The organism is Ferrimonas sp. YIN67, assembly GCF_057219095.1.
Genome location: NZ_JBXVVJ010000005.1, coordinates 222,760 through 243,611 on the forward strand (window position 1 = coordinate 222,760; position 20,852 = coordinate 243,611).

Genomic DNA, 20,852 nt, shown 5'->3' on the forward strand with positions numbered 1-20,852 from the left:
ACGGAGCTGGACGCTCCGTAGGTGAGAACAGCCGCGCAGCGGCGTGATCTGACAAAGTCGTTGCCGCTAAGGCTTAACCCATAAAAAATGCCCGGCCCCTGAAGAAGGGACCGGGCATTTCTCTGCCTGGCTATCGCCTCTGAAGCAGCAGGTAGGCGGCGAGGGCAAACAGGGCGCTGGGCAGGAAGGCGCCCATAAAGGTGGGCAGTCCCATCACCAGGCTCATGGGGCCGAAGATCTCGTTGCTCAGGTAGAAGCTGAAGCCGGTGATCACCCCAAGCAGCACTCTGGCACCCATGGTCACGGTGCGCAGCGGGCCAAAGATAAAGGAGAGCCCCAGCATCATCATCACGCCGACGGTGATGGGCTGAGCCACCTTACGCCACAGTGCCAGCTCGTAGCGGGTGGTGTCCTGCCGGTTGGCTTCCAGATAATCCAGGTAGCCCATCAGCCCCTGGATCGAGAGGGACTCGGGCTTCACCGTCACCACCTGCAGCTTGTCCGGGGTCAGGGTGGAACGCCAGCGCTCCTGCGCCATCTCGTGGGTATTGATCTGCTCATCGCTGATCTGGGTCTTGGTCACTGTCACCATGCGCCAGGCCTCGCCATCGAAGACGGCCTGCTCGGCCCGGGTGATGTGGCGCAGCCGGTTGCCTTCATCAAAGTCGTAGATGGTGACGCCGTTGAGCCGGTTGGCTTCCTGCACTTCGGTGATATTAACGAACAGATCCCCGTCCTTGGCCCAGGTCCCGTTGCGGGCACTGATCAGGCTGCCACCGGAGATCTTCTGGGCGCGCAGCTCGCGGGCGGTTTGCTCAGAGACGGGGGCAACGTATTCGCCGAACAGCATGGCCAGGATCATCAGGGGAATGGCCGTCTTCATCACGGAGCCAGCAATATTGAGGCGAGACATCCCCGCCGCCTGCATCACCACCAGCTCTGAGCTGGAGGCCAGCATGCCCATGCCGATCAGGGAGCCGAGCATGGCGGCGATGGGGAAGAACATCTCCACATCACGAGGGATCAAAAACAGCACGTACATCACCACATCCCAGGTGGTCATGTCGCCGCGGCCGACCAGGCGCAGTTGATCAACGAACTTGATCAGGCCGGACAGGCCGGTCAGCACCAGCAAACACAAGGCCGAGGTGCTGGTGATGGTGCGGGCGATGTACATATCCAGGATGCGGATCATGCGGCATTCTCCTTACGGCGGCGGAACACAGCGATAAGCTTACGCCCGCTGGGGCGGCCCTTGCCGATCAGGATGATGCCGATGATCAATGCGGTGACGTGGATCCACCAGAGTCCCAAAATGGCCGGAAGCGCCTCGTTTTCGATCGCCTTGCGACCGGCCATCAGCATGCCGAAGTAGCCCAGGTAGATGAGGATCGCCGGCATCATCTTGCCGAACTTGCCCTGGCGGGTGTTGACCCGGGACATGGGGACGGCGATCAACACCAGAAGGGGCAGGGCGATGGGGACGGCGATCCGCCAGTGGATCTCGGCCCAGGCGTGAGGGCTGCCATCCTCGAGCAGCTGCTGCATGGAGTAAGCCGACAGCTTGCGGCGCTTGTGCGAGGCTTCCTGTGCCTTGATCTCCATTTCGTAACTGTCGAACTCGATCTGGCTGTACTCCCGCGAATTGAGCACACCGCTGGCGCGGGCACCGTCGGTCAGTTGCAGGCGCTGTGAACCGTCAGCCCCCTCGACGATGCGTCCCGAGCTGGCCAACACCAGGGCGGTTTCCTCCGTGGTGGTTTCGCTGGGGGAGGGCAACTGGGCGACAAACACGGTATCCAGGTTGCCCTTGGACAGCCCTTCCACGTAGATCACGCCCTTGCCGTTGGCCGCACGCTGGAACCGACCCTGCACCAAGGCGGCCAGGCCAGCCTCGGATTCGGCTTCCTCCAGCACCTGGTACTCCTTCTCCTGAGCCCAGGGCGCCACCCAGATCGCCGTCGCACCGGCAATGGCAGCCATCACAAAGGCAAGCACCAGGGTGACCCGGGTGACGTACCACTCGGAGATCCCCACGGCATGCAGTACAGTCATTTCGCTCTGGGAATACATCTGGCCATGGGCCAGCATCACCCCGAGAAAGAGTGACAGCGGCAAGATCAAAGAGAGCAGCTCAGGCATGTTCAGGGCCAGCAGGGTCATCACCAGCTGGCCGGGAAATTGTCCCTCAGCCGCATCAGCCAGGATCTTGACGAATTGTTGGCTGATAAAGACGGTGACTAATACCGCCAATACCGCGATCTGAGCTCGGAAAACCTCTCCAAGCAGATATCGAAATACAATCAAAGCCTGTGTCCGTTTGGTAAACTTGTAATTTCTCTGGAAACGGGTTGTATTTTAAGTAAACTAGTTACTTTTACACCTTTTTAAAATGGCCTTGGGGCCGATCTGGGGGAGAAAACGTATGAAAATACAAATCCCCGAACTCGGTGGCGGACCCGTTTCCGGCGGCTCGGAGGCCAACAAAGCGCGTATTATCTAACAATAATACAGCCATGTCTTTAAGAACCGGGAGATGCCATGGAGTTCAGTGTAAAGAGCGGCAGTCCAGAAAAACAACGCAGCGCCTGTATCGTAGTCGGTGTGTTTGAGCCTCGCCGTTTATCTGCGGTTGGCGAGCAACTGGATAAGATCAGCGACGGCTACATCAGCAACCTGCTGCGTCGTGGCGATCTGGAAGGAAAACCGGGGCAGATGTTGCTGTTGCACCATGTACCCAATGTCTTGTCCGAGCGTGTCCTGCTGGTGGGCTGTGGCAAGGAGCGGGAATTGGACGAGCGCCAGTATAAGCAGATCATCACCAAGACCATCAATACCCTCAATGACACCGGCTCCATGGAAGCGGTCTGCTTCCTGACCGAGTTGCACGTCAAGGGCCGGGACACCTACTGGAAGGTGCGCCAGGCCGTAGAAACCACCCAATCGAGCCTCTATACCTTCGATGCCATGAAGAGCAAGAAGGATGAGACCCGTCGTCCGCTGCGCAAGATGGTGTTCAATGTTCCAACCCGCCGTGAACTGACCACGGGGGAGAAGGCGATCAGCCATGGGCTGGGCGTGTCCGCTGGCACCAAGCTGTGCCGTGATGTGGCCAACATGCCGCCCAACGTCTGCAATCCCGCCTACCTGGCCAGCCAGGCCAAGCAACTGGCGGAGAAGTGCGACAAGCTGACGGTGACCACCCTAGGTGAGGAGCAGATGGCCGAGCTGGGCATGAACGCCTACCTGGCGGTGGGCCGTGGCAGCGAAAACGAATCCATCATGACCGTGTTGAAATACCAGGGTGCAGCGGATCCCGAGCAGAAGCCGATTGTGCTGGTAGGTAAGGGCCTGACCTTCGACTCCGGCGGGATCTCCTTGAAGCCCGGCGAAGGCATGGATGAGATGAAGTACGACATGGGCGGCGCGGCCGGTGTCTTGGGCACCATGAAGGCGCTGTGCGAACTGAACTTGCCCATCAATGTCACCGCGGTCGTGGCCGGCTGTGAAAATATGCCAGACGGTAAGTCCTACCGCCCTGGGGATATCCTCACCACCATGTCCGGTCAGACCGTCGAGGTGCTCAACACCGACGCCGAAGGCCGCCTGGTGCTGTGTGATGCCCTGACCTATGTCGAGCGGTTCGATCCGGACGTGGTGATCGACACTGCCACCCTGACCGGTGCCTGTGTCATCGCCCTGGGCAGCCATGCCACCGGCATGCTCTCCAACCACAACAGCCTGGCGCACGATCTGCAAAATGCCGGTGAGGCTTCGGGCGATCGCTGCTGGCGTCTGCCCCTGTGGGAAGAGTATGGCGATCAGCTCAAGAGCCCCTTTGCCGACATGAGCAACCTGGGTGGTCGCCCGGCGGGTACCATCACCGCCGCGCTGTTCCTGTCGCGCTTCGCCAAGAAGTACCACTGGGCTCACCTGGATGTGGCCGGTACCGCCTGGAACAGTGGCGCCAATAAGGGCTCTACCGGACGCCCTGTGCCGATCCTGACCCAGTACCTGCTGGGCCGTGCCGGCGAGATGGAGCAGGAGTAAGCTCCCTGAGCGGGCTTCGCCCTGCTAGGTTCTAGGTGCTAGGACGGGCTTCGCCCTGCTAGGTTCTAAGAGCTAGAGAGCTCTAGATCTTAGAACCTAGGCTCTTGCTCTTAGCTTCGTAGGGCAGGCTAGCCGCGCAGCGGCGTAACCTGCCGTATGCTCCTCCGGGTTGGGCTTCGTAGGGCAGGTTAGCCGCGCAGCTGAGTAACCTGCCGTATGCTCCTAAGGATGGGGTATTGTCAGCTTACGCGACGATGTCGCTAAGCTAACCTACGGAGCCGTAGGGGCTTGTGTGCCATCCGCTTCGTAGGGCAGGTTAGCCGCGCAGCGGCGTAACCTGCCGTATGCTCCTAAGGTGGCCCTGTTCGGTTAATATATGAGGCGGAGCTTTAGGCTCCGCTTTTAGTTTTTTACGAGGTCCCATGGCCAACGCGCTGTTTTACCTTCTGACCAATGAGTCTGCCGAGCAGCTCGCCTGCCAGGCCGCCGCCCGGGCCTACCGCAAAGGCCAGGGGGTCTACCTGCTGTGTCAGGATCAAACCCAGGCCCATCGTCTCGATGAACTGCTCTGGCAATTTGAGCCGGACAGCTTCATTCCACACAACCTGGTGGGTGAAGGGCCCCGTGGTGGCGCCCCCGTGGTGATAGGATGGGCCGATCGGGATCACGCCACGGTGGAAAAACGTCCGCTACTGATCAACCTGAGCTTCGATGCGCCGCAATTTGCGGTACAATTCACCCAGATTATCGATTTTGTCCCGGCTGATGAGCAGGCCAAGGCGCAGGCACGCAGACGATTCGCTGCCTACCGTCAATTGGGGGTCAATGTGACCACCCAAGATCTGGCCCGTCAGCCGTTTTAGTTTCTAAAGAGATCCCCTCCATGGATAAGACTTACAATCCCCAGTCGATTGAGCAGCGCCACTACCAGCGCTGGGAAGAAGCGGGCTACTTCAAGCCCCACGGTGATACCAGCAAAGATGCCTACAGCATCATGATCCCGCCGCCGAACGTCACCGGCAGCCTGCACATGGGTCACGCCTTCCAGGACACCATCATGGATACCCTGATCCGCTACCAGCGCATGCAGGGCAAAAACACCCTGTGGCAGGTCGGTACCGATCACGCGGGGATCGCCACCCAGATGGTGGTGGAGCGCAAGCTGGCGGCACAAAACATCACCCGTCAGGACTTGGGCCGTGAAACCTTCATCGACAAGGTGTGGGAGTGGAAGGAAGAGTCCGGCGGCACCATCACTCAGCAGCTGCGTCGTCTGGGCGCGTCCGTGGATTGGGATCGCGAGCGCTTCACCATGGATCCGGGCATGTCCGCCGCCGTACAGGAGGTGTTCGTCAGCCTGTACAAGGACGATCTGATCTACCGTGGCAAGCGCCTGGTGAACTGGGATCCGAAACTGCACACCGCGATCTCCGATCTGGAAGTGGAAAACAAGGACAAGAAAGGCTTCATGTGGCACTTCCGCTACCCGCTGGCGGATGGCGTGAAGACCCAAGACGGCAAAGACTACATCGTGGTGGCCACCACCCGTCCGGAAACCATGCTGGGCGATACCGGTGTGGCGGTGAACCCGGAAGATCCCCGCTACATGGATCTGATCGGCAAAGAGCTGATCCTGCCGATCGTTGGCCGTCGCATTCCTATCGTCGGTGACGAGCACGCCGACATGGAGAAGGGCACAGGTTGTGTGAAGATCACCCCGGCCCACGACTTCAACGATTACGAAGTGGGTAAGCGTCATGCTCTGCCGATGATCAACGTGCTGACCTTCAACGCCGATATCCGCGATGAAGCCGAAGTGCTGGACACCAACGGTGAAGCGTCCGACGTTTACTCTGCCGAGCTGCCCGCCAAGTACCAGGGCATGGAGCGTTTCGCCGCCCGTAAGGCGATCGTCGCCGAGTTCGACGAGCTGGGCCTGCTGGACGAGATCAAAGATCACGAGCTGACCGTGCCTTACGGCGATCGTGGCGGCGTGGTGATCGAGCCGATGCTGACCGATCAATGGTACGTACGGGTTGAGCCGCTGGCCAAGCCAGCGGTGGAAGCCGTTGAAAACGGCGAGATCCAGTTCGTACCCAAGCAGTACGAAAACATGTACTTCGCCTGGATGCGCGACGTGCAGGACTGGTGTATCTCCCGTCAGCTGTGGTGGGGCCACCGCATTCCGGCCTGGTACGACGAAGCCGGACAGGTTTATGTCGGTAACTCCGAGGCCGAGGTGCGCGCCGACAACAAGCTGGCTGATGACGTGGTGCTGACCCAGGACAACGACGTACTGGACACCTGGTTCTCCTCTGCCCTGTGGACCTTCGGTACCCTGGGCTGGCCGGAGAAAACCCCTGAGCTGGAAACCTTCCACCCCACCGACGTGTTGGTGACCGGTTTCGACATCATCTTCTTCTGGGTTGCCCGCATGATCATGATGACCATGCACTTCAACAAAGACAAAGAGGGCAAGGCTCAGGTGCCGTTTAAGACCGTGTACGTCACCGGCCTCATCCGTGACGAGCAGGGCGACAAGATGTCCAAGTCCAAGGGTAACGTGTTGGATCCCCTGGACATGATCGACGGCATCGATCTGGAAACCCTGGTTGAGAAGCGCACCGGCAACATGATGCAACCTCAGCTGGCCGCCAAGATCGAGAAGAGCACCCGCAAGCAGTTCCCGGACGGGATCGTGCCACACGGTACCGATGCGCTGCGCTTCACCCTGGCGGCGATGGCCAGCACAGGTCGCGACATCAACTGGGACATGAACCGCCTGGAAGGTTACCGCAACTTCGCCAACAAGCTGTGGAACGCCAGCCGCTACGTGCTGATGAACACCGAAGATCAGGACTGTGGCGCCAATGGTGGCGATATGGAGCTGTCCCTGGCGGATCGCTGGGTCCTGGCCCAGTACAACGAAACCGTCAAGAACCTGCGTGAAGCGATGGATTCCTACCGTTTCGATATCGCTGCCAATATCGCCTATGAGTTCACCTGGAACCAGTTCTGTGACTGGTACCTGGAGCTGACCAAGCCGGTGCTGCAAAACGGCACCGAGGCGCAGCAGCGTGGCACCCGCCACACCCTGCTGACCGTGCTGGAAGGCATGCTGCGCGTGCTGCACCCGCTGATGCCCTACATCACCGAGGAGATCTGGCAGACCGTCGCACCGATGCTGAACAAGGGCGCCGACACCATCATGCTGCAGTCCTACCCGCAGTTTGATGACGCGCTGGTGGACGAGCAGGCCATGATTGAGCTGGAGTGGGTGAAGAAATTCATCGTCGCCGTGCGTAACGTCCGTGGTGAGCTGAACGTGGCCCCATCCAAGCCGCTCAACGTGCTGCTGAAAAACGCCAGTGCCGACGAGCTGGCCCGGGTGGAAGCCAACCGGATCATGCTGACCAAGTTGGCCAACCTGGAGTCCATCAGCGTGCTGGAGGGTGAGGCGCCTATGTCCACCACCCAGATCATCGGTGAGATGGAGCTGCTGATCCCCATGGCGGGCCTGATCGACGTGGACGCCGAGTTGGCCCGCATCGACAAGCAGATCGCCAAGCTGGCGCAAGACGCCGAGCGCGTCGAGAAGAAGCTGGGTAACCAGGGCTTCCTGGCCAAGGCTCCCGAGGCCGTGGTTGCCAAAGAGCAGGCCAAGCTGGATGGCGCCAAGCGCGACATCGCCAAGCTGGAAGAGCAGAAAGAGCAGCTTAAAGCGCTGTAAACCAGTCGCTTAATACTGCAGAAAACGCGCTCTCGGGGAACCGGGAGCGCGTTTTTTATTGCCGTTTCCAACGGCTCCGTAGGTTAGCTTAGGGACGGAGTCCCGTAAGCTGACATCGATCCCAGCTCCGTAGGTTAGCTTAGGGACGAAGTCCCGTAAGCTGACATTGCTTTGGTTCCGAAAGCCCAGCTCCGTAGGTTAGCTTAGGGACGAAGTCCCGTAAGCTGACATCGCGCCCCGTTGATCTCGGGCCGTTTCCCGTGGGCCCATGAAGGCTCGGCTCCCGTGAATGCGGCAGGTTACGCCCGCTGCGCGGGCTAACCTGCCCTACGGGGCATCGGTTGCTTGGCGGTGCTCACCACTGGCGGCTAAGTTGCTCCAGCATGCCCCCCCTGGGGTAGTGCGGCAGCATCTGCCTGAGCTTGGCCTGGGCGGCGGCCCGTCCTCGAACCCCCTCCATCACCAGCAGATAGGCGTAGGCGAATTGCTCCTGCTGCGGGGCCAGGCGTACCGCCTTGGCCAGATAATCTTCGGCCTGCTTGGCATCCTGATTGCGGATCAGGTGCAGGCCATAGCTGTAGTGCAGCATGGCGGAGCCGGGCAGGGCGGCCAGGCCCTGCTGGTAGATGGCCTCGGCCTCGCTGCTGCGCCCCTGAACCCGGTAGAGATCGGTGACATTGACATAGGCCCCTTCGAAGTAGGGATCCCGCGCTATCGCCGCCAGGTAGTGTTGCTCCGCTTTGCCGGGCTGGCCCAGCCGTGCGTACAGCATGGCCGCATTAGCCCGGCCTTCGCCGCGCCAGGCGCTGGTTTCGCTGGCACTGAGCAGCTCGGCGAGCACGCGCTGGTAGGCCGGTTTCGCCTGGGGCGGCAGGGGCAGCCCAAGCAGGGGATCGAGCGCCGTTACCCGCACCGCCCGGTAGGCGTCATCCAGCAGGGGCAGCAGGTGCTTTTGCCGCAGGGCAGGGGGCCAGAGCACGGCGGCTTGGGTGGCGGCAAGGCGCAGCCGTGGCTCGTCACTGCCGATAAAGGGCATAAGCTGTGCCTCGCTAAGCTGACGGGCGTACAGGGGGAGCTGGCTGAGCAGGGTGGCGCGCTTGATCACCGGCAGGTTTTCGGAGCCCGCGGCGCGCAGCAATTGGCCCGGTGAGACCGCTTGGCCGCGCATCACTTGCTGGTAAAGTCGCTGCTCCGAACTCTGTTGGCCCGCATCCGCGCCAAACTGCGCCTTGAAGGCGGCCGTAATCTCTTTGTCCGTGAGATCCTGGTGACACCCCTGGCAGGCGTTGGGCACCCCGTGCTCGCGACTGGCCAGCGGATTGGGTTTGGTGAAGCTGTGATCCCGGCGCGGATCGACCTGCATGTAGGTCGTGGTGGGCATGTGGCAGTTGACACATTGGCCACCGGCGGTGGCCTCGACATGGCCATGGTGATCGGGTCCATCGAACTCCTGGGGGTTATGGCACTGGCCACACAGGGCATTGCCTTCGGCTTTGAGGCCCAGCGAGTGGGGATCGTGACAGTTTTGGCAGGTGACCCCCGCCGCGTGCATCTTGCTTTGCAGGAAGGAGCCCATGACATAGACCTCCTCCTTGATCTGGCCGTCGGCATGGTAAAGATCCGGCGTCAGCCAGTTGGGGCGAAACTGATCCAGATAGGGCGTCTCCGCATCGAAGCCATCGGTCAGGTTTGAGCGCAGGGAGTGGCAGGCAAAGCAGCTTTCCATGATCTGCGTGTTTGCCTTGCCGCCTTGTCGCCTAGCGGTTGACTCACCCTCTCCCCGCAGCCACTGGCCGCCGGCCTCGCCCTTGGTGTGGGTCGGGCCATCATGGCGCTCTGCACTGCCCGAGGCATGGCCGTCGGCCATATCATTGTGACAGGCCAGGCAGCCGACATTAATGGTGCGCCACTGGCTGTTGAAGCGATCGGTCTCGGCGTCATAGTTGCGCTGGTAGCCATCGGAGTGACAATCGGCACACATGCCGTTGTAGTTGAACAGGGGCTGCTGCCAGTGGAAACGGTCCTGCTTGCCGATGGCCTCCCCGTAGAGAGTAAACCAGCGCTGGCCCCCCTCCGTTTCGGGCCGGTTATCCCAGGAAAAGGGCAGCACTTGGAAGCGACCCGGCTCGGTTTCCGTCAGGTACTGCTGCAGCGGCGTGATCCCCACCTGGTAGTCGATCCGGTAATGCGCGATCTCCCCCTGCTCCTCCAGGGCGACCCAGAGCCGGTCGCCCTTGCTATAGAAGCGCCCCTCGAGCGTCCCTTCACGGGCCGGGCCACGGGCCCAGTCGGCGGCCACCGAGGTGGGGCTGGCGGGTACCAGGCTTTGGGCATGGTGCGATGACTGCCATTGACTGGCTTGGGCGGCGTGACACTCGACACAGGCTTGTTCGGCCTGACTGGCCGGGCTGAGCAGCCACAGCAGGAACAGGATCAGGGGGCGTTGCATAGGTCCTCCATGGAATACAACCGGGCGGGCTTTGCCCGGCACCCTTGGTCAGCCTGGAGGAGATCGCCAGGCACCTTGGGCGCTGCCTCACCATGCCGTGTTTCTCTCGCCAGGGAAAGGGAAAAAGCCCCTGGGGCTGGACCGACGAGTGATACCTACCGAACTCGCAGGTCAAAGCTTAATGGCTTGATCTAACTGGGACTCTTACCGAAGATGCCCCCTTTCATCGGCCTTTGCCGTTGTGCTTCATATAGGAATCGACATGCGACTTTTTAGCCAGCGCGCCGCCGCTGAGCCGACCCCGGCATCCATTGCCGCCCTGTTTGACCGTGCCCAACGCCCGGCCAGCCCCTTTCCCAGGGAGTCCTGGCTGGCCATGATGCTCGAGCCTCGGCGGACACTGCGGGGCATTCTCGACAGCGAGACCCCCAGACGCTACCTCTGGAGGGTGTTGTCACTGCCGCTGCTGACAGGACTGTTTGAATCCCTGCCCGAGGTCATGCAGGCCGACGCCGAGTTCGAGAGTGCTACCCTCATTGGCTTTATCCTCGCGCCTGTGCTGGTTATTCCCCTGATCTACCTGTTCTTGAAGCTGGGTGCCTGGGTGATGAAACACATCGGCCGCTGGCTGGGGGGCAGGGGCAGCTCGGAAGAGATCTTGATCGGCATGATCTGGAGCGGACTCCCCCAGCTCTTTCTCTTCCCCCTGCTGTTACTGATGATGCTGTGGAGTGCCCTGGACAGCCATGTCGCAGCCTGGCTGTCCATCGGCGGGGTGGTGTATGCCGGTTACCTGGTGCTGTTTGGCGTACTTCAGCTGATCTTCTCTGTCTGGTCGCTCGGTCTTGGCGTGATCAACCTGGCCACCGCCCATCGTTTCAGTCTGTGGCGCAGCCTGGCTGCTAACCTGATCGCCCTGCTGATCGGATCTGCCTTGCTGCTTGCCGTATACATGGGATTCGATCTGAGAGAGGGCCCGGTACAGTTCGGCAGTCAGACGGAGCAGAGTTGCCCGAGCTGAGCCTCGGGACACAGGGCCCGTTCTTGGTGTTACAGTGATAGGGCCACAACCTTGTTATAGGGATGAACAAACCGATATGAACATAGAGCACACCTCACAGGAGACGGAACATCGGCAGGCCGAACCGATCTCCAATGAATTTCCCAGGCAAAGCTGGCTGGCTATCATGCTGGAGCCCCGCAAAACCCTGCGGGCCATCCTCGACAGCCGGACGCCGATGCGTTTCTTCTGGCCCATTCTGGTGCTTGCGGTCCTCTCGGGCAGCCTGGGCTCCCTGGGCGAGCAGGGCCTGGCAATGGATAGCTCCCTGCTGATAGGGCTAGCCGTGGGCGTGCCCCTTGGCGTGCTCTTTATCTGGTGCCTGACCTACCTGTTTGGCTTTCTCTATCGCTGGGTGGGCAGCTGGTTTGGCGGCAGTGGCGATGTGCGCAGTATCGTGATCGGCATGATTTGGGCGCAGATGCCGGCGGTGTTCACCCTGCCTCTGTTGCTGGCGCTGGTGGCGATCTTCGGCCCCGATGTCCTGGTCGAGCCGGAGATCTCCGCGCAGGGCAACCTGTGGCAGGGCGCTACCGCCATGCTGATCTGGGTACTGCAGATGATCTTCGCCCTTTGGTCCATGGTGCTGGCCGTGGCCAACCTGGCCGAAGCCCATCGCTACAGCCTGTGGCGCGCTTTCTTCACCCATCTCACCATTCTGCTGGTGGTCTCGGCGTTGATCCTGGTGCCGGTGCTGATGTTTGTGGATCTCAGTGCTCTGATCCCCGTGTAAAGATCAGAGAAACGCACTGGCAGATGAGGGCAGGCCGGGCCTGCCTAACTCCGTTTGCGGCTGCACGACCTGGGTGGCAGCGCTTTCCAGACGCTACGGATAAAGATCACAGACAGGATCAGGTAAAGGGCATGACTGAGCGGCGAAGAGGTCAGCTGGAACAACTGGTAGCCCAGATACAGCTGTATGGTGACAGTCAGGCTCATGGCGATAATACGGATTCTCATGCGCTTCCCCTCCAAACGTCTGGATAGGATTGGTATATCAAGGAAGCTGGGGGGGCCGCCCCGGGCAAAGTCACGAAGACAGCTACTTGTAAACTTACGAGTAGCCAAAGAGTCGATTTGACCAGCACCGCCATGGCGTCTGCGCAAAGATGCGGTTACCTGTGAGTTGGTGTCGCCAGATGCTGCCTGTCGGCGTGGAAGGCTTGAACGCCCCCCATTGCCCCGACAGCGCTCCGCTAAGCGGCATTTGCCTAAGCGCGTCCCAGCCAAGCAAAGCCCCTTCAGGACGCCACTGGCTAAATCCTCGCCACTTGTTGCCCTGGTGACAAGATCTGCGCCGATACCCTGATGACAGCTGCCAAGTGCTTGAGTATACTGCTGCTTCATCAAGACCAAGCCCCTCCGCTTGGCACACAATTTAGGCCCCTTAGCTCAGTTGGTTAGAGCAGGCGACTCATAATCGCTTGGTCGCGGGTTCAAGTCCCTCAGGGGCCACCAAATATAGAAAGGCGCAGCAGGTTGGTAACCGCTGCGCCTTCTTTGTTTTATGCCGCTTATGTGCCGCTCTTCGTGCCTTTAGAAGACTTTTTTGTGGGCGCCATATGAGGTTTAATTATTAATTTTCAAATAGCTTCACCCCCTGATTCTTGGGACAACGGCGGCGGCCATTGATGAAGTCGTGCGCAATCTGGTAATCTACGCTACATTGTTACTGTATTTATATACAGTGCTGTCGTGCAGGCGAACAAGTCGATAAAGAGATGAATATGCTGAATAAACATAAGGTTATTGACCTTTTTTGCGGCGCTGGTGGAATGTCGTTAGGTTTCGTGGATGAGCGCTTCGGAAGAGGTGCTTTTGAGAGCATATTCGCAATCGACAATGACCGTGCTGCAGTGGCGACTTACAATGAAAACTTCAGTGCCGGTGCTGTCGAGCACTGCGTGCAAGCGGATATTGAAAACTGGCTTGAGAACAATGAAGTACCAGCTGCTGATATTGTGATTGGTGGCCCACCATGTCAGGGCTTCAGCCTCCTCAACAAGAACCGTGAGGGGGATGCTAGGCGGGCCCTATGGGAGCCCTATTTGGATATTGTCGAGGCATCGGGTGCTTCGGCGTTTTTGATGGAGAACGTACCGGGGTTACTAAAGAGCGAAGAGTTCTCAGATATAAGGGCCCGAGCCGAAGAGATGGGCTTTGTTTTGCTCAACCCTCAGGTACTCAACACTGCTGACTACGGCGTTCCTCAAACTCGTAAGCGTGCGATTGTTTTAGCATTGAAGCGTAAGCATTTTGAGCGCGATTTTGTGCTCGAGTTCCCGCCTGTAGCGACGCACTCCCAGAGCGCTGTGGCTGACATGCTACCGTGGGAAACGGTAAGAGGGGCGATTGGTAATCTGCCACCTGTACCGGTAGGGACGGAGATTCGAGTTGATCAGTCGCCCCCTCTGAATTTGCACTTTGGACGTAACCCGACGCAGATGAGCCTGGAGCGATACAAAGCTGTGCCGCCGGGTGGAAATAGGTTTGATCTGCAAAAAAATCGGCCAGATATTACACCGAACTGCTGGATTAAAAAGAAGTCCGGGGGAACCGACTTGTTTGGTCGCCTGTGGTGGGAGCGCCCTTCTGTAACGATTAGAACCGAGTTTTTTAAGCCGGAAAAAGGGAGGTACCTTCACCCAGAAGAGCATCGCCCTATTACTCATCGAGAAGCCTCTCGCCTGATGTCTTTCCCCGATGACTTTCAGTTCGTAGGAACGAAAATTGAAATTGCTCGACAGATCGGGAACGCAGTCCCCCCTGTTTTTTCTGGTCAACTTGCTGATGCTGTTGATAAAATTCTCAATAGAAGAGTAATCGAGTCAGCAAAGGTAGCGTAGTGGCAAGGCGATCAAAGAAGGACTGTCCAGAGCAGATTAGACAGAAGTTGGTAGCACTTCTCGAGGATTTTCAATCGAAGATCCTCGACTCGAACCTCAGAGAACAAGTGCGTAAATTGGTGCCAGCTAACTATTTGATGAGGGACCTCGGAAGTTCACTTATTGAAGGCGATGGCTCTAACTCAGCTAGGGGCAGAATTTTACTTTACCTTCTTCGCTACCAGAGGCAGCCCATCGCCGGTGATGAATTGATGGTCGTGTCGGGGATCAGTGAGTATGCGCGGAGGATTCGCGAGCTTCGTGTTCAACTAGGCTGGTCGATTATCTCAGGTAACACGCTTAGGGAAATGATCGAAGACGGCGAGTTGATCGAAGGCATCTTATGCGACGCCATCAAGCCTGATACGTATTACTTGCTTGCTGGCGAGCCGGATCGCGACGCAGCTTACCGCTGGAATATCGCCAATACCATTCGCAAGTCTGACGCATCTGTGAAAGACAAAATCTTGCAGTATTTTCGCGAGAACGTTGGAAAGGCCGTGACCAGTGAAGAATTGAAATACCTGGCCAAGGATCGCTCTGAGTGGGCAAGAAGAACTAGGGAACTTCGCACCGAATCCGGTTGGCCCATTGCTACGAAAATGTCTGGCTGCCCAGAGATAGGTGTTGGTATCTATATCCTAGAAGAGGATCGTCAGGCAGATGTTCATGACCGAAACATTCCGGATCCGGAAAGAGTCAAGGTTTTGAAAAGGGATGAATTTACTTGCCGATTATGCGGCTGGACCCATGCGGATAACGACCCTGCCGACCCTAGGAATTTCCTCGAGCTACATCACGTACAGCACCATAGCAATAAAGGCGCGAATACTGCCAGCAACCTCATCTCACTGTGCAATGTTTGCCATGACGATGTCCACCGGGGTAATGTGGCTGATTCTGAGTTGATTCAGCTAATCAATCGGTCTCGCTAGTACGCAGTGTGCAGAGAGAGTAAGTCGATTATTAGCGTCCTAAGTTTTGCGGCGCCAGCTTGAATCAATCTGAACGTTGACCTCTAGGGCCAATACTGGAATATTTCCCTGCCCGGATACTTGGGCTGAGGCTGCACCGGAGACGACCCAGGATTCGACGAAGTCTAGCAAGTCGTCTTGTGTAAAGTGGTCATTAGGTTTTATCGCACACTCCCATATGACAAGAACTCGGTAGCCAAGCTCGGTTAATGCCCTCAGGTTTACTTTGTCCCTCTCCACGTTTTTCCTGAACTTGCGTTTCCAGAATTCCCTGTTGGTTTTTTTTGGGGGGGGCTTGCAGCCATGTTGATGCCAGAAACACCCGTGTACCATGATCACGGCTTTCCTAGAGGGAAACACGATGTCTGGAGTTCCTGGTAAGTTGTTAGCGTGTACCCGGTAGCGAAAGCCTTTGCTGAAGAGGTGTTTTCTAATCCACATTTCCGGGCCAGTATTCTTAGATCTTGCTGTAGCCATCGCCCTTCCTGAGGTCGCAGTAGAAATGATCTAAGCCTTTGGGCGCTTTGCGTAGCAGGGTGCCCTTCGGTCCTGCCAAGCATGTTAGCAGGTTGCTCTATGGCACTGATTCGGTTGCTAGTTGTCGGTAACCGTGTCTTCATTGCACAGGTAACTGCGCCGCACACAGCGGGTGATACAGTGGTAATAGGGAGTATCAACCAGGCTGACCTTGGATTGCCGAGACTGGGCCATGACAAAGCTCCATGTATTCGCTTCGGCCAAGCGTAGATGTCGTCATCAAGTCTTGCCATTATCATGGGTGTCTAATCAATTCTATCTAATTTTGGTGAAAAAGAAGTGGAAAATATAAAGTTCGCGATAGATATGTGCCTTGAAAGCTCAGGAGGTAAACAGGCTTTCAACAGTGGGCATAGAGCAGTAGCGCAATCAAGGAAGCTAGTATCGGAAGCACAAGATTTTGATGAAGAATTAATAGGAAGATAGCTATCTTTTGATATTAGAACGAGCATCATCAACCGTGTTAGAGTCGGTAATACGCGATAAAAGTGGTGGCGTGTTTATTTGAAGGCGAAGCAACAAGACCCTTTAATGAACTCTAATGGGCTTGCAATGCTGCTACTTCATGGAGTAATGTGTGAACAGCGTACCTAGACGCCCTCCTGGAACATAAAGTCTAATGACACTAGGTTAAAATATGTCCAAATTGTCCAATCTTTAATAGAATGCATGCGCGCCAGGGCGTAGGCCCCAATGTATTCATAAGATTATGCAAAATTTGACCGACATCATCCGCAAGAAAGCTAAAGCCCTCCGAAAATCTGATCCTTCTCGCAAGCTAACACTAATCCAGAACGAGCTTGCTCGAAAGGAAGGCTACAACTCATTTAAACACTTGCTCCAAACGGAGCGTGATCAACGAGACGCAGACCGCATTCGAACTGCTGGCCCAACAGGCACTCAGGCAGGCACAGTACTGTTCCAAGTTAATAATAAAGTGGAAGTTTATATCCGTGAGGATGGTTTGAGGGGGCTACGAGCTCTCGTAGACTTCAAACAGGGCGATGAGCTGTTTTCTGAAAGTCCTTTTCTTTGGGCGAATCTGGGGGAGGATAAGCTGGGTGAGGGACTATCTTGGCTATTAGTTCGCCATATTGTTTTTAAGTTCCCCCATGCTGAGGAAACTATGCTCAATGATGGTTTCTTTCGAGAGAGCTTTAAACCAAAACTATCTAAGAAAGATATGCAGATATGCAATTCAATTGCTTCCATTTCGAATCGTACATTTGGCAGTATCAGAAAGATATATAATATTGTAGCGACCTATAACACGAGATGCGTATTTCAGGTCTATAATCCGGACAATTCCACATTAATGATTGCTGAGCGCGCTATGATTCCAAGGTACTTGGCTTATGCAAATCACTCCTGTTGGCCGAATGCTATGAGATTTAAGGTGCTTTCTTGGGATTCTTATCATAAAAACATTGATGGATTACTCGCGACTAGAGATATTAAGGCTGGTGATGAAATTACTTGGTCATATCTCGATGAATACCTTCCAAATGAGCTTAAGCTCAGAAGGAAAAAGTTGCTGTCTGAATTTGGTTTTCATTGTACCTGTGCTCGCTGTGTACTTGAATTGAAAAGGCAACAGAAAAACAGAAGAAACTGACCGAATTGTTCTATTGGGATATCGAAGGGTGCTTTGCACCCTTCCTTAGATTAATTGAGCGCATTGGGTAAAATAACTTGCCTGTAATTCTCTAGTTTATTTCCTTCATAATGCGATCATGTTTCCAGGGTACAATAGCACATTTAGCTTCTTTCAGTGCTGAAGGTACATTGGAGGGGGTCGTGTCTCCTTTGTATACGCCAACTACTTTTTTTCCTCGCTTTAGGCACTCTCTAATTTCCCAATCTACCCATTTACTTTGAGCAGAGTTATCAGATATATACACTAAAGCCACAGAAGATTTTGTGATCTTTTCAATTATCCCGCGCTTTATATAGTCAGCGTTTTCACTATCGAAAGGTTTCTTCAAGGAATAATCGTCAAAGTTAAGGTCAGAGCTTTCACTCTTTGCTTGACCTCTGAGTAGATCAACTTCACTCTTATCCTCATGAGAGAAACTTAGGAATATATGCTTATTTCCCTGTGCGTCACCAGTTAAGTGTCCTTTAGCCTTTTTCATTAAGGTATCCAGATCACCTCTGGATATGCTTCCGCCGGAACCCCCACCCATAAATCCTCCTAATAAAATTCACTGCAAGCAATGCAGTTTCCACAAGGTTCATTTTCGCCAGTGTGGCAACTATATGTATTTTGTAAATTTTTGAGCTTTGAGAGTTCGATTACATCACCTTTATTGAACTCAAATAGTGGAGTCAAGATCTCTATCTCAGCTCCTAAAGAGTTTGAAATAGTCTCTTGAGCGCTTCTTATGAAACTATTTCTCTGATCTGGGAAAAGGCTAAGATCTTCAGAAAGCAATCCAATAGCTACACGAGATAATCCATTTTGTATGGCAACAGAACTGCCAAGGAGCAAAAATAGAAGATTTCTATTTGGGGTAAATGCATCATCGACTATGTGTAAGCTCTCATCAGTTAAACCAGACCTTACTATACTTCCGAATCCACTGACATCAGCCCTTAACGGCTCTGGCAAGCCATATAGTTTATGTACTTTTTTACATGTTTCCCACTCTAGCTCCCGAGCACGCTGGCCATAATCAACAAATAATGGTATGTAATCAATGTTATCTTCTTTAGCCAACAGTCCGATTAGAGTCGAGTCTAATCCTCCTGAGACCAAATTTACAAAACTCATATTATTTTTTCCTTTTTTGCCACTCTCATTGTGACCCATGTTGCCAAGTCCACATATCCAATAGGAAACCCAAACTCTGAAGCAACTTTTTTAAAGTCCTGTTCAACTTTTTCATATTTTGAAAGTGCGGATAGTGTGCTCTTTGCGTATCTCAGGCCTTTTGTCGTAGATAGGTAGTCTAGGATGTGTATGTCCAGTACTGCGAGGTCGCTGCTATAGCTAACTCTGCGTAAAAACAAGCTAGCCTGTTTTGGGCCAAATCCGGATACACTATCAATCAGCTTCCTTCTAGCCTCGTAGTTACAGTGAGAAGAACCTAGTATCTGATTAATACTTCCTGAGTCTTTATAAATATTACTCACTGACTTTGTGAGCAAGTTAGTAAGTCGATTCTTAAATCTGGGCGTCACTTCAACTACTTTATTCTCAGATGTCTTCACACTAACTTTTTGAGATAGTTCATGCTGTATGAGGGTAGGGTATGCCGTTCCAAGGGTCTCGATCTTATCGACGTCAAGAAGACCTTTACTCTTTAACTTATATGCAATTGCTTCGGCATGTTCAAAGACCATTTGGCTTCCAAAGATACAAACAGCAACTTCGCCTAATAGCTCTTCTTCGAGCATTGAACTCCATACGGGTGGTTTTACTTGCATGCGCTCGAGCTTTGCAACTTCCGAACACATTGCATGGATGGCATGATTTATATTTGCAGCATTCATCTTTTATCCCACAGGAGTTGTTCGCAACATCTTTCAAAAGTAGCTGAAGGGAAGTGGCATTGACAGAAATCAATGAGACTATCTCTCTTCATCGCATTGCGAAGTTCGTTCATCCAGTTTTGGTAGAAGTATAGGTTGTGAGCTAGTGTTGCTGCTTCGTGCGGGGTATGCTCATCAAAGAAACCCGACTGTTTGCTAAAGAAGTCTACTTGAGATAGGTGGTGTAAGGTGGCTGATTCATAGTCGACAACAGTTTGACACCACTCTAGTCCATCATAACTATCGGCACCTTCGACAGTATATATGGCAATAGATATCGGGTTACCGGTCCCTAGGAGGTGAATTGATATATATCTGTCTAGACCACAAAGTCTGCTTCTTATTTCTCTCAGTCTCAAGGCTCTTTCAAATATTCCATTCCCTAACCTTCTTTCGGGGATTGCAATAATGTCGGTGCTCGTTTCCAAGCACACCTTTGCACAAACGTCTGCAATCTCCTCTGGTCTGCCATGAATAATCGGTATGATTGTTGTTTTGTCGTTTGCTGAACTGTCATGCTTCCATTGTGTGATAACCTGATTTACATGCTCATCGATATTCTCAGGTGGGAATTGGTCATCGAATCCAAAAGAAATGTCGGGAGATAACCTAACTAGTTCTCTATGAAAGTCTTCGACCTTCCAATCTGAGAGCCTCTCTTTCCAGAAGCTCTCATAGTTTCCAGAATCCATAAGTAATATAGACTCCACCATGAATTCGGACATTACATTATATATGTTCGAGTCTTCAATTCGAGTGGTGTCGAATGAGGAAATGAGAAATTGTTGGTTGAAGCTCTCTAGGTTCGTGAGAAAAGTTATATAGTCTTGAGGCGACAACGACGTCTTTACTGAGGAAACTGACGGGAAAAAGACTGGCAGTTGCAAATTCTTGCCGTTGACAATGATGCAATGAGGTCTATTCATTGGTTCCTCCATTGGACTTTATGTTTGATCTTGTCTCGTTAAACCAATTTGCATGTTCCGTTGAAACATGTTCCTCGACACGTTCAGCTAGAGCTATAAACTTTTGCTGCCCTTCAAAGGGCTTATATGGGCCAGCATTGGATAAGAAAAGATACTTTTCGTGTTTCAATTTTTCAGCTGTAGCTCGGTAGGTCACCCATAGAGTTGAGTATTGGTTCATATGCTGTATAGCTTCAAGAAGTGCTATGGAAGCACCAATGACTGCGACGACATACTTACCTTGGGTAAATTCAGCAAGGCTGAGGACTGGGATCAGCACGGCCAAAGAGGTCTGAACGATCTTCAGTCGTTTGTACTGTGCTTGACAATGTAGGCTCTTCTTATCATACCAGCCAAGTTGGTTTTCAAGCCTGTGCCAAGCAGGAGTACTAGATATCTCCTCTGAGATAGATAGCTCTGGCTCCTGGATTGTATTATTTCTTCTGAACAAGCCCACAATCTACCTTCCTTGGTAGTTAAATAGACCTTTTTGCAAAGGTGCTTTCGTAGACTAAAGCTATCATCTAGCGTTCACATGCGAAAGAGACCGTTATCATGTAGTTGATTCACATTAACTTTTGTAGTTACACGTAATGTAACATTTCAGTTGCGTAGCCATCGAAATGCATTGCTATAAGTGGCTCTCAAGAGAAACATCAAGTCCCTCA

18 protein-coding genes and 1 tRNA gene are annotated in these 20,852 nt (G+C 54.4%); 9 read left to right on the forward strand and 10 right to left on the reverse strand.

The features are described 5' to 3' along the window. Positions 1-130 precede the first annotated feature (130 nt). Complete coding sequence (lptG, locus tag AC2D8U_RS12895) at positions 131-1,192, reverse strand: LPS export ABC transporter permease LptG (protein ID WP_484619541.1); 1,062 nt, start codon at positions 1,190-1,192, stop codon at positions 131-133. Further along, positions 1,192-2,307: an LPS export ABC transporter permease LptF gene (gene lptF, locus AC2D8U_RS12900; RefSeq protein WP_484619475.1), complete on the reverse strand. Its 1,116-nt coding sequence runs from the start codon at positions 2,305-2,307 to the stop codon at positions 1,192-1,194. The genes lptG and lptF overlap by 1 nt, the downstream gene beginning before the upstream one ends. A 234-nt stretch (positions 2,308-2,541) precedes the next feature. Here lptF and pepA point away from each other — a divergent pair, with 234 nt between their 5' ends. The 3 genes from pepA (at position 2,542) to AC2D8U_RS12915 (ending at position 7,780) form a co-directional block, all read left to right on the forward strand. Then, positions 2,542-4,050 (forward strand): leucyl aminopeptidase, encoded by a 1,509-nt coding sequence (gene pepA, locus AC2D8U_RS12905; protein WP_484619476.1) that lies wholly within the window; start codon positions 2,542-2,544, stop codon positions 4,048-4,050. A gap of 422 nt (positions 4,051-4,472) precedes the next feature. Next, positions 4,473-4,913, forward strand: coding sequence for a DNA polymerase III subunit chi (locus AC2D8U_RS12910; protein ID WP_484619477.1), 441 nt, complete (start codon positions 4,473-4,475; stop codon positions 4,911-4,913). Between the two features lie 20 nt (positions 4,914-4,933). Beyond that, positions 4,934-7,780 (forward strand): valine--tRNA ligase, encoded by a 2,847-nt coding sequence (locus tag AC2D8U_RS12915; protein ID WP_484619478.1) that lies wholly within the window; start codon positions 4,934-4,936, stop codon positions 7,778-7,780. Positions 7,781-8,135: 355 nt separating this feature from the next. On the opposite strand, the gene AC2D8U_RS12920 is transcribed toward AC2D8U_RS12915, so the two are convergent. Then, a complete protein-coding gene (locus tag AC2D8U_RS12920) occupies positions 8,136-10,229 on the reverse strand; it encodes a cytochrome c3 family protein (protein WP_484619479.1) in 2,094 nt (697 codons plus the stop codon). Between the two features lie 262 nt (positions 10,230-10,491). Here AC2D8U_RS12920 and AC2D8U_RS12925 point away from each other — a divergent pair, with 262 nt between their 5' ends. Continuing rightward, a complete protein-coding gene (locus tag AC2D8U_RS12925; protein ID WP_484619480.1) occupies positions 10,492-11,250 on the forward strand; it encodes a Yip1 family protein in 759 nt (252 codons plus the stop codon). A 76-nt stretch (positions 11,251-11,326) separates the two neighbouring features. Further along, positions 11,327-12,022, forward strand: a complete 696-nt coding sequence (locus AC2D8U_RS12930; RefSeq protein WP_484619481.1) for a Yip1 family protein — start codon at positions 11,327-11,329, stop codon at positions 12,020-12,022. Positions 12,023-12,066: 44 nt separating this feature from the next. On the opposite strand, the gene AC2D8U_RS12935 is transcribed toward AC2D8U_RS12930, so the two are convergent. Further along, positions 12,067-12,249 carry a hypothetical protein gene (locus AC2D8U_RS12935; RefSeq protein ID WP_484619482.1) on the reverse strand — a complete coding sequence of 61 codons (183 nt, stop codon included), beginning with the start codon at positions 12,247-12,249 and terminating at the stop codon, positions 12,067-12,069. A 421-nt stretch (positions 12,250-12,670) separates the two neighbouring features. On the opposite strand from AC2D8U_RS12935, the gene AC2D8U_RS12940 reads away from it, so the two are divergent. The 3 genes from AC2D8U_RS12940 to AC2D8U_RS12950 all read left to right on the forward strand — a co-directional run bounded on the left by AC2D8U_RS12940 (position 12,671) and on the right by AC2D8U_RS12950 (position 15,109). Next, a tRNA-Ile gene (locus AC2D8U_RS12940) sits at positions 12,671-12,747 on the forward strand. 269 nt (positions 12,748-13,016) lie between these two features. Continuing rightward, positions 13,017-14,135, forward strand: coding sequence for a DNA cytosine methyltransferase (locus AC2D8U_RS12945; RefSeq protein ID WP_484619483.1), 1,119 nt, complete (start codon positions 13,017-13,019; stop codon positions 14,133-14,135). A 107-nt stretch (positions 14,136-14,242) separates the two neighbouring features. After that, positions 14,243-15,109, forward strand: a complete 867-nt coding sequence (locus AC2D8U_RS12950) for an HNH endonuclease (RefSeq protein WP_484619484.1) — start codon at positions 14,243-14,245, stop codon at positions 15,107-15,109. Positions 15,110-15,148: 39 nt separating this feature from the next. Here the strand turns inward: AC2D8U_RS12950 and AC2D8U_RS12955 are convergent, their stop codons facing one another. Continuing rightward, a complete protein-coding gene (locus tag AC2D8U_RS12955; RefSeq protein WP_484619542.1) occupies positions 15,149-15,655 on the reverse strand; it encodes a very short patch repair endonuclease in 507 nt (168 codons plus the stop codon). Positions 15,656-16,394: 739 nt separating this feature from the next. Between AC2D8U_RS12955 and AC2D8U_RS12960 the strand changes: the two genes are divergently transcribed. Beyond that, on the forward strand, positions 16,395-17,300 hold the full coding sequence (locus AC2D8U_RS12960; RefSeq protein ID WP_484619485.1) for an SET domain-containing protein: 906 nt from the start codon (positions 16,395-16,397) through the stop codon (positions 17,298-17,300). Positions 17,301-17,391: 91 nt separating this feature from the next. Here AC2D8U_RS12960 and AC2D8U_RS12965 read toward each other — a convergent pair whose 3' ends face one another. The 5 genes from AC2D8U_RS12965 to AC2D8U_RS12985 all read right to left on the reverse strand — a co-directional run bounded on the left by AC2D8U_RS12965 (position 17,392) and on the right by AC2D8U_RS12985 (position 20,641). Then, the gene (locus AC2D8U_RS12965; RefSeq protein ID WP_484619486.1) at positions 17,392-17,820 is read right to left on the reverse strand and encodes a TIR domain-containing protein; all 429 of its coding nucleotides are present in this window, start codon (positions 17,818-17,820) and stop codon (positions 17,392-17,394) included. Positions 17,821-17,879: 59 nt separating this feature from the next. After that, entirely contained in the window at positions 17,880-18,458 is a 579-nt protein-coding gene (locus AC2D8U_RS12970) for a 7-cyano-7-deazaguanine synthase (protein ID WP_484619487.1), read from the reverse strand. After that, a complete protein-coding gene (locus tag AC2D8U_RS12975; protein WP_484619488.1) occupies positions 18,455-19,180 on the reverse strand; it encodes an 8-oxoguanine DNA glycosylase in 726 nt (241 codons plus the stop codon). Before AC2D8U_RS12975 ends, AC2D8U_RS12970 begins: the two co-directional genes overlap by 4 nt. Then, positions 19,177-19,911, reverse strand: coding sequence for a hypothetical protein (locus AC2D8U_RS12980; RefSeq protein ID WP_484619489.1), 735 nt, complete (start codon positions 19,909-19,911; stop codon positions 19,177-19,179). Before AC2D8U_RS12980 ends, AC2D8U_RS12975 begins: the two co-directional genes overlap by 4 nt. Positions 19,912-20,137: 226 nt before the next feature. Then, complete coding sequence (locus tag AC2D8U_RS12985; RefSeq protein ID WP_484619490.1) at positions 20,138-20,641, reverse strand: DUF4231 domain-containing protein; 504 nt, start codon at positions 20,639-20,641, stop codon at positions 20,138-20,140. Positions 20,642-20,852 lie beyond the last annotated feature (211 nt).

Excerpts from the sequence above, each read along its gene's own strand:
- pepA (WP_484619476.1), top strand. The coding sequence starts at position 2,542 with ATGGAGTTCAGTGTAAAGAGCGGCAGTCCAGAAAAACAACGCAGCGCC.
- AC2D8U_RS12910 (WP_484619477.1), top strand. The coding sequence starts at position 4,473 with ATGGCCAACGCGCTGTTTTACCTTCTGACCAATGAGTCTGCCGAGCAG.
- AC2D8U_RS12915 (WP_484619478.1), top strand. The coding sequence starts at position 4,934 with ATGGATAAGACTTACAATCCCCAGTCGATTGAGCAGCGCCACTACCAG.
- AC2D8U_RS12920 (WP_484619479.1), bottom strand. The coding sequence starts at position 10,229 with ATGCAACGCCCCCTGATCCTGTTCCTGCTGTGGCTGCTCAGCCCGGCC.
- AC2D8U_RS12925 (WP_484619480.1), top strand. The coding sequence starts at position 10,492 with ATGCGACTTTTTAGCCAGCGCGCCGCCGCTGAGCCGACCCCGGCATCC.
- AC2D8U_RS12930 (WP_484619481.1), top strand. The coding sequence starts at position 11,327 with ATGAACATAGAGCACACCTCACAGGAGACGGAACATCGGCAGGCCGAA.
- AC2D8U_RS12935 (WP_484619482.1), bottom strand. The coding sequence starts at position 12,249 with ATGAGAATCCGTATTATCGCCATGAGCCTGACTGTCACCATACAGCTG.
- AC2D8U_RS12945 (WP_484619483.1), top strand. The coding sequence starts at position 13,017 with ATGCTGAATAAACATAAGGTTATTGACCTTTTTTGCGGCGCTGGTGGA.
- AC2D8U_RS12960 (WP_484619485.1), top strand. The coding sequence starts at position 16,395 with ATGCAAAATTTGACCGACATCATCCGCAAGAAAGCTAAAGCCCTCCGA.
- AC2D8U_RS12965 (WP_484619486.1), bottom strand. The coding sequence starts at position 17,820 with ATGAAAAAGGCTAAAGGACACTTAACTGGTGACGCACAGGGAAATAAG.
- AC2D8U_RS12970 (WP_484619487.1), bottom strand. The coding sequence starts at position 18,458 with ATGAGTTTTGTAAATTTGGTCTCAGGAGGATTAGACTCGACTCTAATC.
- AC2D8U_RS12975 (WP_484619488.1), bottom strand. The coding sequence starts at position 19,180 with ATGAATGCTGCAAATATAAATCATGCCATCCATGCAATGTGTTCGGAA.
- AC2D8U_RS12980 (WP_484619489.1), bottom strand. The coding sequence starts at position 19,911 with ATGGATTCTGGAAACTATGAGAGCTTCTGGAAAGAGAGGCTCTCAGAT.